The organism is Micromonospora antibiotica, assembly GCF_017599305.1.
GTDB classification, from domain to species: Bacteria; Actinomycetota; Actinomycetes; order Mycobacteriales; family Micromonosporaceae; genus Micromonospora; species Micromonospora antibiotica.
Genome location: NZ_JAGFWR010000018.1, coordinates 55564 through 70800, shown reverse-complemented (window position 1 = coordinate 70800; position 15237 = coordinate 55564). Strand labels below are relative to the sequence as shown.

Sequence of the window (15237 nt, the reverse complement as noted above, 5' to 3'; positions counted from 1 at the left end):
GGACCGGAATGCTCCTCGCGAACGACATAGACGACCTGGCCGGCGCCGCCGCCCGGGGCGAGCCGGGTGCCCTCGACGCGCTGCTGACAGCCGTGCGCCCCGAGGTGCTGCGGCTCTGCGGCCGGCTGCTGCCGCACCGGGAGGACGCCGAGGAGGCCTGCCAGGACGCCCTGCTCGCGGTGGCCCGGGGCATCGACCGGTTCGAGGGCCGGTCGTCGTTCCACACCTGGCTCTACCAGCTCACCGCCAACCGGGCCCGCTCCACCTACCGGGCACTGCGTCGACGCTGGCAGGTCGAGGCCGACGGGGTGCCGCTGCCCGACCCACCCGACCCCCGGCGCACCAGCGTGGTCGCCGGCACCCGGCTCGACCTGCTCGACGCGTTGGACGCGGTCCGCCCCGAGGTCGCCGAGGCGCTGACCCTGCGCGACGTGCTCGGCCTGCCCTACCGGGAGATCGCCACCCTGCTCGACGTGCCGGAGGGCACTGTGAAGTCCCGGGTCCACCTGGCCCGCCGGCAGGTCCGGCAACGGCTGACCGGTGAGTGAGCGCCCCCGGCCGGGCCGGCTGCTGATCACCCTGCTGGCGCTCGTACCCGTGACGGCCTGCGGACCGACCCCGGTCGCGCCGCTGCCGGTCCGGTCGCCGACCCCGACGGCCGCCCCCGCGACCCCGACCGCCCCGACCGCCCCGACCACGGCGGCACCCACCTCGGCCGGCCCGGTCGTCAGCGCCGTCAGCGCGCCGTCGGCCCGGCACACCCCCTCGCCGCCACGCCGGACCCCGACCGCCGGCACCCGCCCGCCGTCGACGAGCCCCCGGCCGCAGGCCTGCCTCGGCCCGGTCCGCTACGACCTGGTGGTCTCCGACACCGAGTTGGCCCTGTTGAAGTCGCTCTGCCTGAGCGTCGGCGGGGTGCTCCGCATCCAGGGGATCGGGCCCGGCGAGGTCGAGGTGGACCGGGAGGACCTGGTCTCCAGCCACTACGAGGCCGGGGTGGTGGACATCCGCTTCGTCCACTCCGGCACGGTGCAGGTGACCATCCCGCAGGGCGGCAAGACATATCCGGTCACGGTGGTGGTGGTCTAACCGTCGGCCGGGCGGACCCGCACCCCGGCCAGCAGCGTGTCGACGAACTCCGGCCCGCTGCCCGGGGGCGGGACGATCTGCGCATAGAGCAGCCCGTCGCGGCCGGCGCGGGCCGCCGCCTCGACCAGCACCGGACGCCCCGCCGGGCAGCTGAACCCGGCGACCACCCACTCCACGCCGCCCCGCCGGGTGCGCCGCACGGGCCCGGCCACGCAGTCGGCGTGCGGGCGTTGCGCGACGAAGTCCGCCGGGGTGGTCTGCCGGGCCAGGCCGGCGGAGAGCCCGACGAAGGCCCCGGGCACCGTCGGGTCGGTCGCCCACCGGCCGGGGTCGGGCGAGACGACCAGCGCCGGTTCGAGCCGCCCCCGCTCGTCGTACCGGCCGGCCCAGCCCGTCCCGGCGGCCCGCCAGCCGGCCGGCAGGGTGACGCTCACCGGGCCGCTGCGGCCTCGCCCGGCGTCCGGCGCCGGGGCACCCGCGTCGCCCGCGGCCGCCCCCACCGCGACGAGCACCAGGGCAGCGGCCCCGACCAGGCGGAGCCGGTGGGCCGCTCCCCGCCGGAACCCCGACGGCCCCGCCACCACCCGATCCGCCCGACCCGCGCGGTCGGTGCGGTCGGCGTGGTCGGCGTGGTCGGCGCGGTCACGGTGGAGAGCGCGGCCGGCCGGGTCGGGGCGGGGCGCGTCGTCGGCGGACCCGGTCCCCGGTGGCAGTGCTCCCGCCGGGCCCGGGTCGCCGGGCCGGCGGATGGCTTGGCGTAGCGCCGCCCGGAAGGCGTCCGCGTCGCAGTGACGGTCGGCGGGGCGGGGTGCGGTGGCCCGCCGCAGTACCGCCGCCACCGGCGCGGGCACCCCGGCCACGCGCTGGTCGGGGCCGCCGAGCAGCCGCAGGCCGAGCCGACCCAGCCCGAACACGTCGCTGCGGGTGTCCACCACGGCGAGGGGATCGTCCTGCTCGGGCGCCATGTAGCCGGGGGTGCCGGCGCGAGCGGTCAGCCCGGAGGCGGCGGCGAGCGCCTTGGCCAGCCCCAGATCGGCGATGACCACCCGCTCGCCGTCGGCGGTCGAGGTGAAGAGCACGTTGCCCGGGGTGAGGTCGCGGTGCACCACCCGCTGGCGGTGCAGCACGGCGACCCCGGCGGCGATCTCGTCGAGCAGGGCCAGGGCCACCGGCACCGGCAGCGGTCCGGCGGCCAGGCGGTCCCGCAGACTGCCGCCGTCGGCCAGGGCCAGCACCGCGTACGGTCGGCCGTCGGGCAGTTCACCGACCGCGTGCACCCGCGCCAGCCGGGGGTGGTCGAGTCGCCGCAGCAGCCGGGCCTCGTCCCGGAAGCGTTCCCGTACCCGCAGGTCGTGGCTCCAGTTCTCGGCGAGCACCTTGATCGCCACCCGGGAGTCGAGGACCGGGTCGTGGCCGAGCCAGACGGTCGCGAAGGAGCCCACGCCGAGCAGCCGCTCGATCCGGTAGGAGCCGATCCACGCCGGAGTGCTCATCGCCCCACCCCCACCGCACGGTAACCGGCATCGACCGCTGTCGGCGTCCGGGGCATCCGGGACCTGTCAGGAAAACGACGAACGGAATCCGGCCGGGCGGAGACCAACAGCACGACAGACCCGTACCTGCGAAGGAGTGCCGTCATGCGTCGTCTTCCCACCATCCTGCTCACCGGCGTGCTGGCCGTGGCCGCCGCCGTCTTCCCGGCCGGCCCCGCCGGGGCCGCCGGGCCGGGCCCCGGGGTCGCGCCCGGCACCACCGTGGCCCTCTCGCCGGACCGCCCGGCCGGCAACACCGACCTGCTCAGCGTCCGGGGGGCGGGACCGTTCCGGATCGGGGCGTCACTGACCCGGCTCACCTCGGCCGGACTGATCGACTGGACGGCCCTCGACTGCGAGGGCGTGGTCACGGCCGGCGTCACCGGTGAGTGGGCCGGCGTGATCATGGTGGCCTTCCGCAACGGGCGGCTGGTCGAGGTGGGCACGGCCACCGCACCGCCCCGCTCACCGTCCGGGGCGTCGGTGGGCATGTCCTGGGCCGAACTGGAGCAGATCTACGGTCCGCGGGGCGCGCTGATCCACAACGACGCCGGGGACGCCACGGCCTACCTGGTGCGGTTCGGCAACCGGGTCGAGCTGTTCACCGGGCACCCGATCCGGTCGGGTGTCGGCTACTTCCAGGTCGGGCTGGCGGATCACGTCGAGCGGGCCTTCCGCCAGGGCCACTCCTGCTGACCGCCGGTCCGGGCCGGGGCGTCGGGGGCTCTCCCCGACGCCCCGGTTCGCATGGTGGCATCGCCAACATTGCTGTCGTGCTCGACATTAGTGTGTGTCACACAGTATAGTGTGACACATGGTCAACGAAGAGGTCCTGCGGACCCATCTCCAGGAGCTGCGTCGCGGCACGGTGGTGGTGGCCAGCCTGCTGGCCCTGCGCCAACCCGGCTACGGCTACGCGCTGCTGCAACGCCTCACCGGGCACGGCTTCCCGGTCGACGCCAACACCCTCTATCCCCTGCTCCGACGACTGGAGGAGCAGGGGCTGCTGACCAGCGAGTGGAACACCCAGGAGAGCCGGCCGCGCAAGTTCTACCGCACCAGCGCCGACGGGGAGACGGTGCTGGCCCGCCTGCTCGACGACCTCGCCGCCGTACAGACCTCCGTGACCGGGCTGATCGAAGGAGCCGACCGATGAACACCCTGACCGACCGCTACCTCGCGGCGACGCTGCGCTCGGTGCCCGCCGAGCGTCGGGACGAGATCGCCACCGAGTTGCGCGCCTCGATCGAAGACATGATCGAGGACCGCACCGGCGGCGGCCAGCACACCGCCACCGCCGAGCGGGAGGTGCTCACCGAACTGGGCAACCCGGACCTGCTGGCCTCCCGGTACACCGACCGCCGGCTCCAGCTCATCGGCCCGACCTACTACCTCGTCTGGCTCCGACTGCTCAAACTGCTGCTCAGCTTCATCCCGGCGATCGTCGGCACGGTCGTCGTGGTCGTCGAGGTGGCACAGGGCAACGGCTTCGGCGCGATCGGCCGGGGGATCGTCGTCGCCATGCAGGTGGGCGTGCAGATCACCTTCTGGCTCACCCTGACCTTCGCCGTCATCGAACGCGCCCAACCCGGCACCACGATGCCCGGCTGGACCGTCGACCAGCTCCCCGACGTCCCCACCCACCGGGACGTCTCCCTCGCCGACACCGTCGCCTCGGTGGCCATGCTGGCGCTGACCATCGGATACCTACCCTTCCAGCACTACCAGTCGTGGGTGCACGACACCGACGGCGGCAACATCCCGATCCTCGACCCGGCGCTGTGGTCGTTCTGGCTGCCGGCGCTGATCGTGGTACTGGCCGCCAGCGTGGTGTTCGAAATCGTCAAGTACCGGACCGGACGCTGGACCTGGCCGCTGTTCGGGGTGAAGGGCCTGCTCGACGTGGCGTTCGCGGTGCCGGTGGCGTGGCTGGCGCTCTCCGACCGGCTGCTCAACCCGGCCCTGGCCGACCGGCTGAGCTGGCTCGCCGACCAGGACAACCGGGACACCCTCGGGGTCGTCATCGCGCTGAGCGCCGCCGGGGTGGTGGTCTGGGGGCTGATCGACAGCGCCGTGAAGACACGCCGCCAGACGCGCTGAACGAACCAGCACCCGACGGGCCCGGCGTACCCACGCCGGGCCCGTCGCACGGTCCGGGAGTGCCGGGTTTAGCGGGGGCGGGTCAGGTCAGCACGGCACAGCAGCCCAGCCGGGCGGCAGCTGCGGCACCGGCCAGGACGGCTCCGGCCGCCAGTGCGCCCAGCCCTCGTCCCACCACCGCTGCCCCGCGTCGAGCAGCGCGGCGATCCGGTCCCCCTCGGCCCGGATCGCCTGCGCCATGCCCGGGTAACGCCCCTCGACGAGGCGCTGGGCGAACAGCTCCACGTCCTTGAAGACGTACCGGTCGGCGTCCGCCGCCCACCACAGGTCCAGCTCGTGGTCGAGGGTGTCCACCCCGATCGGGGTACGCCGCAGCGGGTCCTGGAGGTTGAAGTACCAGCCGGCGAAGGTGCGGTCCGGCCCGGTCCAGAAGACGTCGACCGAGTGCGCCTCGCCCGGGCGGTGCAGCATCAGCTTGCCGTGCCCGGACCACGCGGTGTGCCCCGCCGTCTGCCACGGGTGCCGACCGCAGGGGAATTCGCCGTGCTCCGGGAAGCCGAACTCGGCACCCGGCGGCAGATAGAGCGCCAACAGGTCGTCGGTGTCCGCCACGCAGATGGTGGGGCAGCCGAACCAGACCTCACCACGCAGGATCTCCCGCCGGACGACCACGTCGCCCGGCGGGAACCGGTGTGCCGGCACGACCGTCAGGCGTCCACCGCCGCCATCACGTCGTCCGAGACGTCGAAGTTGGCGTAGACGTTCTGCACGTCGTCGCAGTCCTCCAGCACGTCGATCAGCTTGAAGATCTTGCGTGCGCCGTCCTCGTCCAGCGGCACGTTGACGCTGGGGATCAGGGCGGACTCGGCCGACTCGTACTCGATCCCGGACTCCTGCAGGGCGGTGCGGACCGCGATCAGGTCGGTCGGCTCGGAGACCACCTCGTACGCCTCACCGAGGTCGTTGACCTCCTCGGCCCCGGCATCGAGGACCGCCATCATCACGTCGTCCTCGGTGGTGTCGGCCTTGGGGACGATCACCACGCCCTTGCGGGAGAACATGTACGACACCGAGCCGGCGTCGGCGAGCGAACCACCGTTACGGGTCAACGCCGTGCGGACCTCGGTGGCGGCCCGGTTGCGGTTGTCGGTCAGGCACTCGATCAGCATGGCCACGCCGCTCGGGCCGTAGCCCTCGTACATGATGGTCTGCCAGTCGGCGCCGCCGGCCTCCAGGCCGGAGCCGCGCTTGACCGCGCGGTCGATGTTGTCGTTCGGGACCGAACTCTTCTTGGCCTTCTGGATGGCGTCGAAGAGGGTGGGGTTACCGGCCGGGTCACCGCCGCCGGTGCGGGCCGCCACCTCGACGTTCTTGATCAGCTTGGCGAACATCTTGCCGCGCTTGGCGTCGATGACGGCCTTCTTGTGCTTGGTGGTCGCCCATTTAGAGTGGCCGGACATCTCGTACCTCCGTCTGTTGACTCACGCCTCGCGTCGGCTGGCCGCGCCGACTCCGGGCCAGCACCGGCCGCGTTGGAGGGCTGCGACGGGCAGTGCCCGCGCCGAACCGCGGCAATCCTACCGAGAGCACCCACCCCGCCGTCACACCCGGCGCGGCACCGCCACCAACCCGCGCAGGAATTGCCCCTTTCGCCGGGAGATGGGCGGCTCAGTGGGCGGCCCCGACCAGGTCGGCGAAGTAACGGTGCAGACGCAGGTCCCCGGTCAACTCCGGATGGAACGACGTCGCCACCAGGTTGCCCCGGCGGACGGCGACGATGCGGTCGACGGCTGGACCCCCGGTGACCCGGCCCAGCACCTCGACGTCGGCATCGACCCGCTCGACCCAGGGGGCGCGGATGAACACGGCGTGGAACGGCCCGCCGTCGATCCCGGTGATCTCCACCGGCGCCTCGAACGAGTCGACCTGCCGACCGAACGCGTTGCGTCGCACCGTCATCGCGATGCCGGCGAAGCCCCGCTGGTCGGGACGGCCGTCCAGCACCTCGGTGGCCAACATGATCATCCCGGCGCAGGACCCGTAGACCGGCATCCCGGCGGCGATCCGCTCGTCGATCGGCGCGCGCAGCCCGAAGATGTCCACCAGCCGGCTCATGGTGGTGGACTCCCCACCCGGGATCACCAGCCCGTCGACCGCGTCCAGCTCGGCCGGCCGGCGCACCGCACGGGCCTCCGCACCGACCCCGGCGAGGGCGGAAACATGCTCACGGACGTCACCCTGGAGGGCGAGCACCCCGATCACCGGTCCACCCACGTCCCCTCCTCCCGCGCCACCGGCAGCGGCCCCGGACCCCCGCCTCACCAACCGCGCTCGGCCAACCGGTGCGGCTGGGGGATCTCGTCGACGTTGATGCCGACCATCGCCTCACCCAGGCCCCGGGACACCTTTGCCAGCACGTCCGGGTCGTCGTGGAAGGTGGTCGCCTTGACGATCGCGGCGGCCCGCTGCGCCGGGTTGCCGGACTTGAAGATGCCGGAACCGACGAAGACGCCCTCCGCGCCGAGCTGCATCATCATCGCGGCATCGGCCGGGGTGGCGATGCCGCCGGCGGTGAACAGGACCACCGGCAGCTTGCCCGTCTCGGCGACCTCCTTGACCAGGTCGTACGGGGCCTGCAACTCCTTGGCAGCGACGAACAGCTCGTCGGCCGGCAGGGAGCTGAGCCGGGCGATCTCCTGCCGGATCCGCCGCATGTGCATGGTGGCGTTGGAGACGTCCCCGGTGCCCGCCTCGCCCTTGGAGCGGATCATGGCCGCGCCCTCGGTGATCCGACGCAACGCCTCACCCAGGTTGGTCGCGCCGCACACGAACGGGACGGTGAACGCCCACTTGTCGATGTGGTTGGCGTAGTCGGCCGGGGTGAGCACCTCGGACTCGTCGACGTAGTCGACGCCGAGGGACTGCAGGACCTGCGCCTCGACGAAGTGACCGATCCGGGCCTTGGCCATCACCGGGATGGACACGGCCGCGATGATGCCGTCGATCATGTCCGGGTCGCTCATCCGGGACACGCCACCCTGGGCGCGGATGTCGGCCGGTACCCGCTCCAGCGCCATGACGGCGACCGCACCGGCGTCCTCGGCGATCCTGGCCTGCTCGGCGGTGACCACATCCATGATCACGCCGCCCTTGAGCATCTCGGCCATGCCGCGCTTGACGCGGGCGGTGCCCCGGACCTGGGGGGCATCGGCGCTCGGGGACGTCGTTTCGGACATGGTCCATCACTCCTCGGACGTGCTCAGGGGCTGACTCCGGCTGATGCTATGACGCCCCGGACGCCGCTCCGACAGCCAATCGGCCCCACGGTGGCCTGCCCTGTGGCCCCCGTCACCCCGGCTCGACCCGGGCCGGTGCCGCCCGCCCCGGTGACCCGCCCGCCACCGCCACCCGGCCCCGCCACCGCGACCCGAGCCACCACCGCGACCCGGGGCCACCACCGCGAGAGGGGCCGCACCGTCGGGCAGCCACCGGTCGGCAGCCCCGGTCAGCCCGCCGGGACGTCGGCGGGCAGGGCCAGGGTGGGGTCGTCGATGTCGAAATACCGCGGCCAGGGGTGGCGGCGGCCCATCCGGCACACCCGCACCAGCGGTCGGCTCCGCGCGCTACGCGCGTCCCGCACCAGGTCGGTGTGCACCTGCCGGGACAGCGCCAGCCGCCGGCTCGCCGCGATCACCGCCCCGCAGGAGGGATCGGCCGGGTCCAGCCGGGCCGCCCGCAGTTGCCGGGTGAGGTCGTTCTCCGCCGCCTCCCGCTCCTCGGGGACGGCGTCCAGGGCGATCCGCGCCGCCGCGTACAGCTCCACGCCGTGTCGCTGCTCGGCCAGCACCGCGGCGGCGGCGGCCCGGCGCAGCAGATGGGCGTCGAGCGCGCGGGCCGCCGACTCCGCCCGGGTCTGCAACCGCTCGACCCGGCCCGCCGTCCAGACCAGGTAGACCACGACCAGGGCGACGACGACCACGGCGACCGACACCGCCCACAGCTGCGGCACCGTCGGGGTCACCGCGGACCACCCAGCCCCGCCCACTCCTGGTCGATGACCCGACCGTCGGTGGCCTCGATGGCCGCCGCGTAGACCTCCACCACCCGACGGGCCACCACCGGCCAGTCGTAGTGGGCCACCACCTGATCGCCGCAGGCGCTCAACGCGGCCCGCTGCGCCGGGTCGTCGAGCAGCTCCGCCAGGACGGTCCGCAGGCCGGCCGGGTCACCGGTCGGGAAGAGCCGGCCGGCCCGCCCGCCGTCGAGCACCCGCCGGAACGCGTCCAGGTCGCTGGCGACCACTGTCGCGCCGGCCGCCAGCGCCTCGGTGAGGATCATGCCGAACGATTCGCCGCCGGTGTTCGGGGCGACGTAGAGGTCGACGCTGCGCAGCATCCGGGCCTTGTCGACCTCGGAGACCAGACCGAGGAACGTGACCCGGTCGCGCAGCTCCGCCGGGAACCGCCCGAACAGGTCGTCCGGGTCGCCGGGCCCGGCCACCAGCAGGCGCAGCCCCGGCCGGTGCGCGGCCAGCGCGACGAAGGCGTCCCGCAGGATCGGGAAACCCTTGCGGGCCTCGGTGAACCGGCCGAGGAAACCCAGCGTCCCGCCGCTGCCGGTGGCGCACTCCCCCGGCCAGCCGGGCAACGGCTCGACCCCGGCGAACTTCGCCACCGCCACCCCGTTGGGGATCTCCACCGCCCCGCCGTCCATGTGCTCGACCTGCACCTTGCGGGCCAACGCGCTGACCGCGATCCGGGCGGTGATCCGCTCCAGCAGGATCTGGAGCACCCCCTGGGCGGCGGCGAGCACCCGGGACCGGGTCATCGCGGTGTGGAAGGTCGCCACCACCGGCCCCCGGGCGGAGAGCACCGCCAGCATCGACAGGCTCGGGGTGAGCGGCTCGTGCACGTGCAGCACGTCGAACTCGCCCCGGGTGAGCCAGCGCCGCACCCGGGCGGTGGAGACCGGCCCGAACGCGATCCGGGCCACCGAACCGTTGTACGGCAGCGGCACCGCCCGCCCGGCGGAGACCACGTACGGCGGCAGCGTCGACTCCTCGTCGGCGGGGGCCAGGACACTCACCTCGTGCCCCAGTCCGAGCAGCGCCTCGGCCAGGTCCATGACGTGGTTCTGCACCCCGCCGGGGACGTCGAAGGAGTACGGGCACACGATGCCGATCCGCACTGGCGCCCCCTCCCCTCAGACCGAACCGGCGCTGGCCGGGGGCGGCGCCGCGGTGGACCCGCCGTCGGTGGAGCCCCGCTGGTCCAGCCACATCCGCTGCAACATGTGCCAGTCTTGCGGATGACGGGCGATGCCCGCCGCCAGACAGTCGGCAATCCGCTGAGTCAGCACCCGGACCCGCTCGTCCAACGGTGCGCTGTCCGGGTCGGGCACCGGCAGCGGGCCCTCCAACTGCGCGCGCGGCATGTCCGGTTCGTACCACAGCGACGCCACGTAGAGCGGGGCGCCGGTGCGGATGGTCAGCAGGGCGGGCCCGGCCGGCATCCGGGTACGGCCGCCGAAGAAGTCCACCTCGATGCCCCGGGCGGACAGGTCCCGGTCGGCCAGCAGCGGCACCACGGTGCCCGCGCCGAGCCGGTCCACCAGCACGTCGAAGGCGGGCCGGGCACCGCCGTGGGTGGGCAGGATCTCCATGCCGAGACCTTCGCGGAAGGCGAGGAAGCGCTTGTAGACGCCCTCCGGCTTGAGCCGCTCGGCGACCGTGGTGATCGGCAGGCCGCTGGCGGCCACCCAGGCACCGGCGGCGTCCCAGTTGCCGGCGTGCGGCAACGCCACCACCGCGCCCCGGCCGGCCGCCACGTCGGCGACGAGCAGCTCCGACCCGCCGAGGTGGAACCCGTCGAGGATCTGCTGGCGGCTGCGCGAGGGCAGCCGGAACGCCTCCATCCAGTACCGGGCGTACGACCGCATACCCTGCTTGGCCAGTGCGTCCAGCTCCGTCTCGGGCAGGTCGGGGCCGACCACCCGGCGCAGGTTGGCGCGCAGTCGGGTGGCGCCCTTGCCCCGGGCGCGGTGGGCGCGGTCGGCGCCCGCCTGGAAGGCCGCGGCGACCACGGGCCGGGGCAGCGCGCGGGCCAGCCGCCAGCCGGCGACGTAGCCGAGTTCGGTGAGGTTCACTCGGGGCCGGCCTGTTGCGCCTGCCGGTAAACGTGGGCCACCCGCTGGCCGACCGTGAAGATCGACACGGCGGCGAGCAGCCAGAGCGAGATCTCCAGGGCCGGGCCGACCCCGAGGCCGGTGAGCAGCCCACCGACCCCGACGATCAGCAGCCGTTCGGTGCGTTCCGCGACGCCCACGTTCCCGCTCATCCCCAACCCCTCGGCGCGGGCCTTGACATAGGAGACCAGCCCTCCGGCGGCCAGGCAGATCAACGCGGCGGCCACCCCGGAGTGGTTGCCCTCGGTGGCCAGCCAGTAGGCGACCGCACCGAACACCGCGCTGTCGGAGACCCGGTCCATCGACGAGTCGAGGAACGCGCCGAACCGGGTCGAGCCGCCGCTCATCCGGGCCATCGTCCCGTCGAGCATGTCGGTCAGCGCGAAGAAGGTCACGATCAGCGCTCCGGCCACCAGCTGGCCGCGGGCACCGAAGCCGAGCGCGCCGACGAGCACGCCGACGGTGCCGGCCACGGTGACCGCGTTGGGGGACACACCGGCGCGGAGCAGACCGCGCGCGACCGGCTCCACGACGCGGGTCATCCCCGCGCGGGCCGTCACTTGGAAGATCTTCGCCATGGCGGTCCCACGATAACGGCCGGCAGTGCCGCGCGATACGGCCGGTCGCCCGACCCGCCCGACGAGACTTGTGCGGGGTCCGTCGACGGGTGTGGGATCGGGGCGCAAGGTGAGCCAGCTCACCACCTCGCCCGTTGACCGTTCGCCGGTCGCCGGGCCACCGGAGGATATCGCCGCGGCACCCGACCGGGCCGCTCCCCGTCGTGCGCGGCGGTCGCCACCCACCACCGGCTCAGGGAGGTGCGCCGCGATGGCGCAGAAGAACCAGGACCAGGGCGCCACCGGTGACACGCCGGTGGTGACCACGCCCGACCGGGTACGCAACGTGGTGCTCGTCGGACACTCCGGCGCCGGCAAGACGACCCTGGTCGAGGCGCTGCTCGCGGCCACCGGCACGATCGACCGGGCCGGCACCGTCGCCGCCGGCACCACCGTCTGCGACCACGACCCCGCCGCGGTACGCCAGCAGCGCTCGGTAAGCCTCGCCTGCGCCCCGCTGGTGCACGCCGGGGTGACGGTCAACCTCCTGGACACCCCCGGGTACGGCGACTTCGTCGGCGAGCTGCGGGCCGGGCTGCGGGCCGCCGACGCGGCGCTGTTCGTGGTGTCCGCCGTCGACGGGATGGACGCCGCCACCGCCGCCCTCTGGGAGGAGTGCGCCGCCGTGGACCTGCCGCGCGCCGTGGCGGTCACCCGGCTGGACCACCCGCGCGCCGACTTCGACGAGGCGGTGGCGCTGTGCCAGCGGGTCTTCGGAGACAACGTGCTCCCGCTGCACCTGCCGATGCTGGGCGACGACGGCGAGGCGGTCGTCGGGCTGCTCGCGTTGATCACCCGGCGGGTGCACGACTACTCGGCCAGGCTGCCCGCCGACGTCCGGGAGCCGGACCCGCAGCACCTGCCGGCGATCACCGAGTCCCGGGGTGAGCTGATCGAGGGGATCATCGCCGAGAGCGAGGACGAGACCCTGATGGACCGCTACCTCGACGGCGAGGAGATCGACACCGACGTGCTGGTCACCGACCTGGAGCGGGCGGTCGCCCGGGGCCACTTCCACCCGGTGACGCCGGTCTGCGCGGCCACCGGCGTCGGGCTGGACGTGCTGCTCGACGCCCTGGTGTCGGCCTTCCCGTCACCGCTGGAACGCGAGGTCCCGGCGGTGACCGGGGTGGACGGCTCCCCCCGCCCGCCGCTGCACTGCGACCCGGACGGCCCGTTGGTCGCCGAGGTGGTCCGGACCACCGTCGACCGGCACGTCGGCCGGGTCTGCCTGGTCCGGGTCTTCTCCGGCACGCTGCGCCCCGACCAGACGGTGCACGTGTCGGGGCACGGGCTGGTCGAGCGCGGCCACCCCGACCACGACGCCGACGAGCGGGTCGGGCACGTCTACCGCCCGCTCGGGGCCGCCCTGCGCGAGGTGGACGCGTGCGTCGCGGGCGACATCTGCGCGATCACCAAGGCGGGCAGCGCGGAGACCGGCGACACCGTCTCGGCGAAGGGGGAGCCGCTGCTGATCGCGCCCTGGGAGATGCCGGAGCCGCTGCTGCCGGTGGCGGTGGCCGCCCGGAGCCGGGCCGACGAGGACGCCCTGGCCCGCAACCTGGGCCGGTTGATCGTCGGCGACCCGACGCTGCGGCTGGAGCGCAACCCGGACACCCACCAACTGGTGCTCTGGTGCATGGGCGAGGCACACGCCGACGTGGTGCTCGACCGGCTCCGGGCCGGCGGGGTGGAGCTGGACACCGAGCCGGTGCGGGTGCCGTTGCGGGAGACGTTCACGGCCGCCGCCACCGGACACGGCCGGCACGTCAAGCAGTCCGGCGGGCACGGTCAGTACGCCGTCTGCGACATCGAGGTGGAGCCGCTGCCCCGGGGGGCGGGTGTCGAGTTCGTCGACCGGGTGGTCGGCGGGGCGGTGCCGCACCACTACGTACCGGCGGTGGAGAAGGGTGTCCGGGCGCAACTGGCCCGCGGGGTGGTCGCCGGGCATCCGGTGGTGGACGTGCGGGTGACCCTGGTCGACGGCAAGGCGCACAGCGTCGACTCCTCCGATGCCGCGTTCCAGGCGGCCGGCGCGCTCGCCCTGCGCGACGCCGCCGAGCGGGGCGCTCCGACCCTGTTGGAGCCGGTCGACGAGGTGGTGGTCCGGGTCGCCGACTCCTCGGTCGGTGCGGTGCTGGGTGACCTGTCCGGCCGGCGGGGCCGGGTGCTCGGCACCGAGGTCGACCCGGACGTCGAGGGCCGCACCCTGGTCCGGGCCGAGGTCCCCGCCCAGGAACTGCTGCGTTACGCCGTGCAGTTGCGGGCCCTGACCGCCGGCACCGGCACCTTCCGCCGCACCTTCGCCCACTACACCCCCACCCCCACCCCGAAATAACCCACCCCACCCCCACCCCCAACCCGCCCACCACCCCACCGCGTCGATCATGGAGTTGTGGTGGGGGTTGAGTCCCCATATGTCGCTTACGCGGGGCCCACAACTCCATGATCGACGGGGGTGGGAGGTGGCGGGGGTGGGGGACGGAGGTTTGAGGGGTCAGGGGCGGGCGGCGGGGACGGGGGGTAGTGGCCAGTGGGGGCGGTCGGCGTCCCGGAGGGCGGCTGTACGCAGGGCGGCGAGTTGCCGTTCCACCTCGGCGAAGTGGTCCGGGGTGAGCGGGCCGAGGCGCAACGCGGCGGCGTTCTCCTCGACCTGGGCGACGGTACGGCAACCGGGGATCGGCACCGTCCGGTCGCTGCGCGCCCAGAGCCAACCCAGCGCGCCCTGGACCAGGGTCCGCCCGTCGGCGGTGAGCGCGCCCCGCACGGCGGTGACCCGACGCAGCCACTCCGGTGCGGGTCGACCGCTGCGGAACCACTCCAGCCAACCCGGCGCCACTCCCCGCACGTCGTCGCGGGGCAGCGTGGAGCCGTTGGTGTACTTGCCGGTGAGCAACCCCATCGCGAGCGGCCCCCGGTTGACGCTGGCCAGGTCGTGCTTGTCGCAGGCGGCCAGCATCACCGGGGCGTCGCGCAGCACCGACAGGCTGTGCTGGATGGCGGTGGCGTGCGGAGCCGCCTGGGCGAACCCGGCGGCCCGGTCGGCCCGGTCGGTGCTCCAGCCGTACGCCCGGACGAGGCCGTCGGCGACCAGTTCCTCGCAGGTGCCGACCAGCGCCTCCACCCGCGGCAGCGGGAGGTCACCCAGGTGCAGCTGGTAGAGGTCGATCCGGTCGGTGTCGAGGCGGCGCAGCGAGTCGACGACCGCCCGCCGCAGGTACGCCGGGGAGGCGTCCTCGCCGGTGGCCTGCCGGGACCGTTCGTCGAAGGTGTACCCCCATTTGGTGGCGATCACCGCCTCGTCGCGGCGGCCGGCCAGCGCCCGGCCGAGGACCCGCTCACTGTGCCCCGCGCCGTATGTGTCGGCGGTGTCGAAGAAGGTCACCCCGAGGTCGAGCGCGCGGCGGACGGCCCGCACCGACTCCTCGTCGTCGACCGCGCCCCAGCCCAGCGGTTGGGTGCCCTCGGCCCAGGGGCCGCCGATCGTCCAGCAGCCCATGCCGAGGGCGCTGACCTCGATGCCGCTGCGACCCAACATCCGTGTCGTCACTGCCATCGCCGCATCGTGTCACCTTCGGGACGCGTGGGGAGACGAAGCTGACGCATCGTGCCCGATCGACCACAAGCGACACCGCCGGCACGGCACGGCGGATGGCGGCGCGGACACCGGACGACGGCGACCCACCCGGCCCGCCCGGTGGTGCCGGGGCCCGCCG

The 15237-nt window shown here is 74.1% G+C and carries 16 protein-coding genes; 6 read left to right on the top strand and 10 right to left on the bottom strand.

What is annotated here, in order from left to right:
* The first annotated feature begins 8 nt into the window (after positions 1 to 8).
* A complete protein-coding gene (locus tag JQN83_RS24155) occupies positions 9 to 548 on the top strand; it encodes an RNA polymerase sigma factor (protein ID WP_208569443.1) in 540 nt (179 codons plus the stop codon).
* Positions 541 to 1089, top strand: a complete 549-nt coding sequence (locus tag JQN83_RS24150; protein ID WP_208569442.1) for a hypothetical protein — start codon at positions 541 to 543, stop codon at positions 1087 to 1089. Before JQN83_RS24155 ends, JQN83_RS24150 begins: the two co-directional genes overlap by 8 nt.
* Here JQN83_RS24150 and JQN83_RS24145 read toward each other — a convergent pair.
* Positions 1086 to 2582 carry a serine/threonine-protein kinase gene (locus JQN83_RS24145; RefSeq protein ID WP_208569441.1) on the bottom strand — a complete coding sequence of 499 codons (1497 nt, stop codon included), beginning with the start codon at positions 2580 to 2582 and terminating at the stop codon, positions 1086 to 1088. The two genes, JQN83_RS24150 and JQN83_RS24145, sit on opposite strands and share 4 nt — an antisense overlap.
* Before the next feature lie 144 nt (positions 2583 to 2726).
* On the opposite strand from JQN83_RS24145, the gene JQN83_RS24140 reads away from it, so the two are divergent.
* The 3 genes from JQN83_RS24140 to JQN83_RS33885 all read left to right on the top strand — a co-directional run bounded on the left by JQN83_RS24140 (position 2727) and on the right by JQN83_RS33885 (position 4721).
* On the top strand, positions 2727 to 3317 hold the full coding sequence (locus JQN83_RS24140; RefSeq protein ID WP_208569440.1) for a hypothetical protein: 591 nt from the start codon (positions 2727 to 2729) through the stop codon (positions 3315 to 3317).
* Positions 3318 to 3435: 118 nt separating this feature from the next.
* Entirely contained in the window at positions 3436 to 3777 is a 342-nt protein-coding gene (locus JQN83_RS24135) for a PadR family transcriptional regulator (RefSeq protein ID WP_208569439.1), read from the top strand.
* Complete coding sequence (locus tag JQN83_RS33885) at positions 3774 to 4721, top strand: permease prefix domain 1-containing protein (protein WP_208569438.1); 948 nt, start codon at positions 3774 to 3776, stop codon at positions 4719 to 4721. The genes JQN83_RS24135 and JQN83_RS33885 overlap by 4 nt, the downstream gene beginning before the upstream one ends.
* Before the next feature lie 87 nt (positions 4722 to 4808).
* Here JQN83_RS33885 and JQN83_RS24125 read toward each other — a convergent pair whose 3' ends face one another.
* From JQN83_RS24125 to pgsA, 8 genes are all read right to left on the bottom strand, one after another.
* On the bottom strand, positions 4809 to 5423 hold the full coding sequence (locus JQN83_RS24125) for a ribonuclease FAU-1 family protein (RefSeq protein WP_307799648.1): 615 nt from the start codon (positions 5421 to 5423) through the stop codon (positions 4809 to 4811).
* A 5-nt stretch (positions 5424 to 5428) separates the two neighbouring features.
* The gene (locus tag JQN83_RS24120; protein ID WP_208569437.1) at positions 5429 to 6181 is read right to left on the bottom strand and encodes a YebC/PmpR family DNA-binding transcriptional regulator; all 753 of its coding nucleotides are present in this window, start codon (positions 6179 to 6181) and stop codon (positions 5429 to 5431) included.
* 208 nt (positions 6182 to 6389) lie between these two features.
* Positions 6390 to 6995, bottom strand: a complete 606-nt coding sequence (gene pdxT / locus JQN83_RS24115) for a pyridoxal 5'-phosphate synthase glutaminase subunit PdxT (protein ID WP_208569436.1) — start codon at positions 6993 to 6995, stop codon at positions 6390 to 6392.
* Between the two features lie 44 nt (positions 6996 to 7039).
* Complete coding sequence (gene pdxS, locus JQN83_RS24110; protein ID WP_208569435.1) at positions 7040 to 7957, bottom strand: pyridoxal 5'-phosphate synthase lyase subunit PdxS; 918 nt, start codon at positions 7955 to 7957, stop codon at positions 7040 to 7042.
* Positions 7958 to 8226: 269 nt separating this feature from the next.
* The gene (locus JQN83_RS24105) at positions 8227 to 8742 is read right to left on the bottom strand and encodes a hypothetical protein (RefSeq protein ID WP_372444114.1); all 516 of its coding nucleotides are present in this window, start codon (positions 8740 to 8742) and stop codon (positions 8227 to 8229) included.
* Positions 8739 to 9908, bottom strand: a complete 1170-nt coding sequence (locus tag JQN83_RS24100; protein ID WP_208569434.1) for a glycosyltransferase family 4 protein — start codon at positions 9906 to 9908, stop codon at positions 8739 to 8741. Before JQN83_RS24100 ends, JQN83_RS24105 begins: the two co-directional genes overlap by 4 nt.
* Positions 9909 to 9923: 15 nt before the next feature.
* Positions 9924 to 10865, bottom strand: coding sequence for a phosphatidylinositol mannoside acyltransferase (locus JQN83_RS24095; protein WP_208569433.1), 942 nt, complete (start codon positions 10863 to 10865; stop codon positions 9924 to 9926).
* Positions 10862 to 11482: a phosphatidylinositol phosphate synthase gene (gene pgsA / locus JQN83_RS24090; protein WP_208569432.1), complete on the bottom strand. Its 621-nt coding sequence runs from the start codon at positions 11480 to 11482 to the stop codon at positions 10862 to 10864. Before pgsA ends, JQN83_RS24095 begins: the two co-directional genes overlap by 4 nt.
* 250 nt (positions 11483 to 11732) lie before the next feature.
* On the opposite strand from pgsA, the gene JQN83_RS24085 reads away from it, so the two are divergent.
* Positions 11733 to 13859, top strand: a complete 2127-nt coding sequence (locus JQN83_RS24085) for an elongation factor G-like protein EF-G2 (RefSeq protein ID WP_208569431.1) — start codon at positions 11733 to 11735, stop codon at positions 13857 to 13859.
* A gap of 159 nt (positions 13860 to 14018) precedes the next feature.
* On the opposite strand, the gene JQN83_RS24080 is transcribed toward JQN83_RS24085, so the two are convergent.
* The gene (locus JQN83_RS24080; protein ID WP_208569430.1) at positions 14019 to 15077 is read right to left on the bottom strand and encodes an aldo/keto reductase; all 1059 of its coding nucleotides are present in this window, start codon (positions 15075 to 15077) and stop codon (positions 14019 to 14021) included.
* Between the last annotated feature and the right edge of the window lie 160 nt (positions 15078 to 15237).

What these genes read in the sequence shown, in the direction of transcription:
- JQN83_RS24155 (WP_208569443.1), top strand. Translation starts at nt 9, where the DNA reads ATGCTCCTCGCGAACGACATAGACGACCTGGCCGGCGCCGCCGCCCGG.
- JQN83_RS24145 (WP_208569441.1), bottom strand. Translation starts at nt 2,582, where the DNA reads ATGAGCACTCCGGCGTGGATCGGCTCCTACCGGATCGAGCGGCTGCTC.
- JQN83_RS24140 (WP_208569440.1), top strand. Translation starts at nt 2,727, where the DNA reads ATGCGTCGTCTTCCCACCATCCTGCTCACCGGCGTGCTGGCCGTGGCC.
- JQN83_RS24135 (WP_208569439.1), top strand. Translation starts at nt 3,436, where the DNA reads ATGGTCAACGAAGAGGTCCTGCGGACCCATCTCCAGGAGCTGCGTCGC.
- JQN83_RS33885 (WP_208569438.1), top strand. Translation starts at nt 3,774, where the DNA reads ATGAACACCCTGACCGACCGCTACCTCGCGGCGACGCTGCGCTCGGTG.
- JQN83_RS24120 (WP_208569437.1), bottom strand. Translation starts at nt 6,181, where the DNA reads ATGTCCGGCCACTCTAAATGGGCGACCACCAAGCACAAGAAGGCCGTC.
- pdxS (WP_208569435.1), bottom strand. Translation starts at nt 7,957, where the DNA reads ATGTCCGAAACGACGTCCCCGAGCGCCGATGCCCCCCAGGTCCGGGGC.
- pgsA (WP_208569432.1), bottom strand. Translation starts at nt 11,482, where the DNA reads ATGGCGAAGATCTTCCAAGTGACGGCCCGCGCGGGGATGACCCGCGTC.
- JQN83_RS24085 (WP_208569431.1), top strand. Translation starts at nt 11,733, where the DNA reads ATGGCGCAGAAGAACCAGGACCAGGGCGCCACCGGTGACACGCCGGTG.
- JQN83_RS24080 (WP_208569430.1), bottom strand. Translation starts at nt 15,077, where the DNA reads ATGGCAGTGACGACACGGATGTTGGGTCGCAGCGGCATCGAGGTCAGC.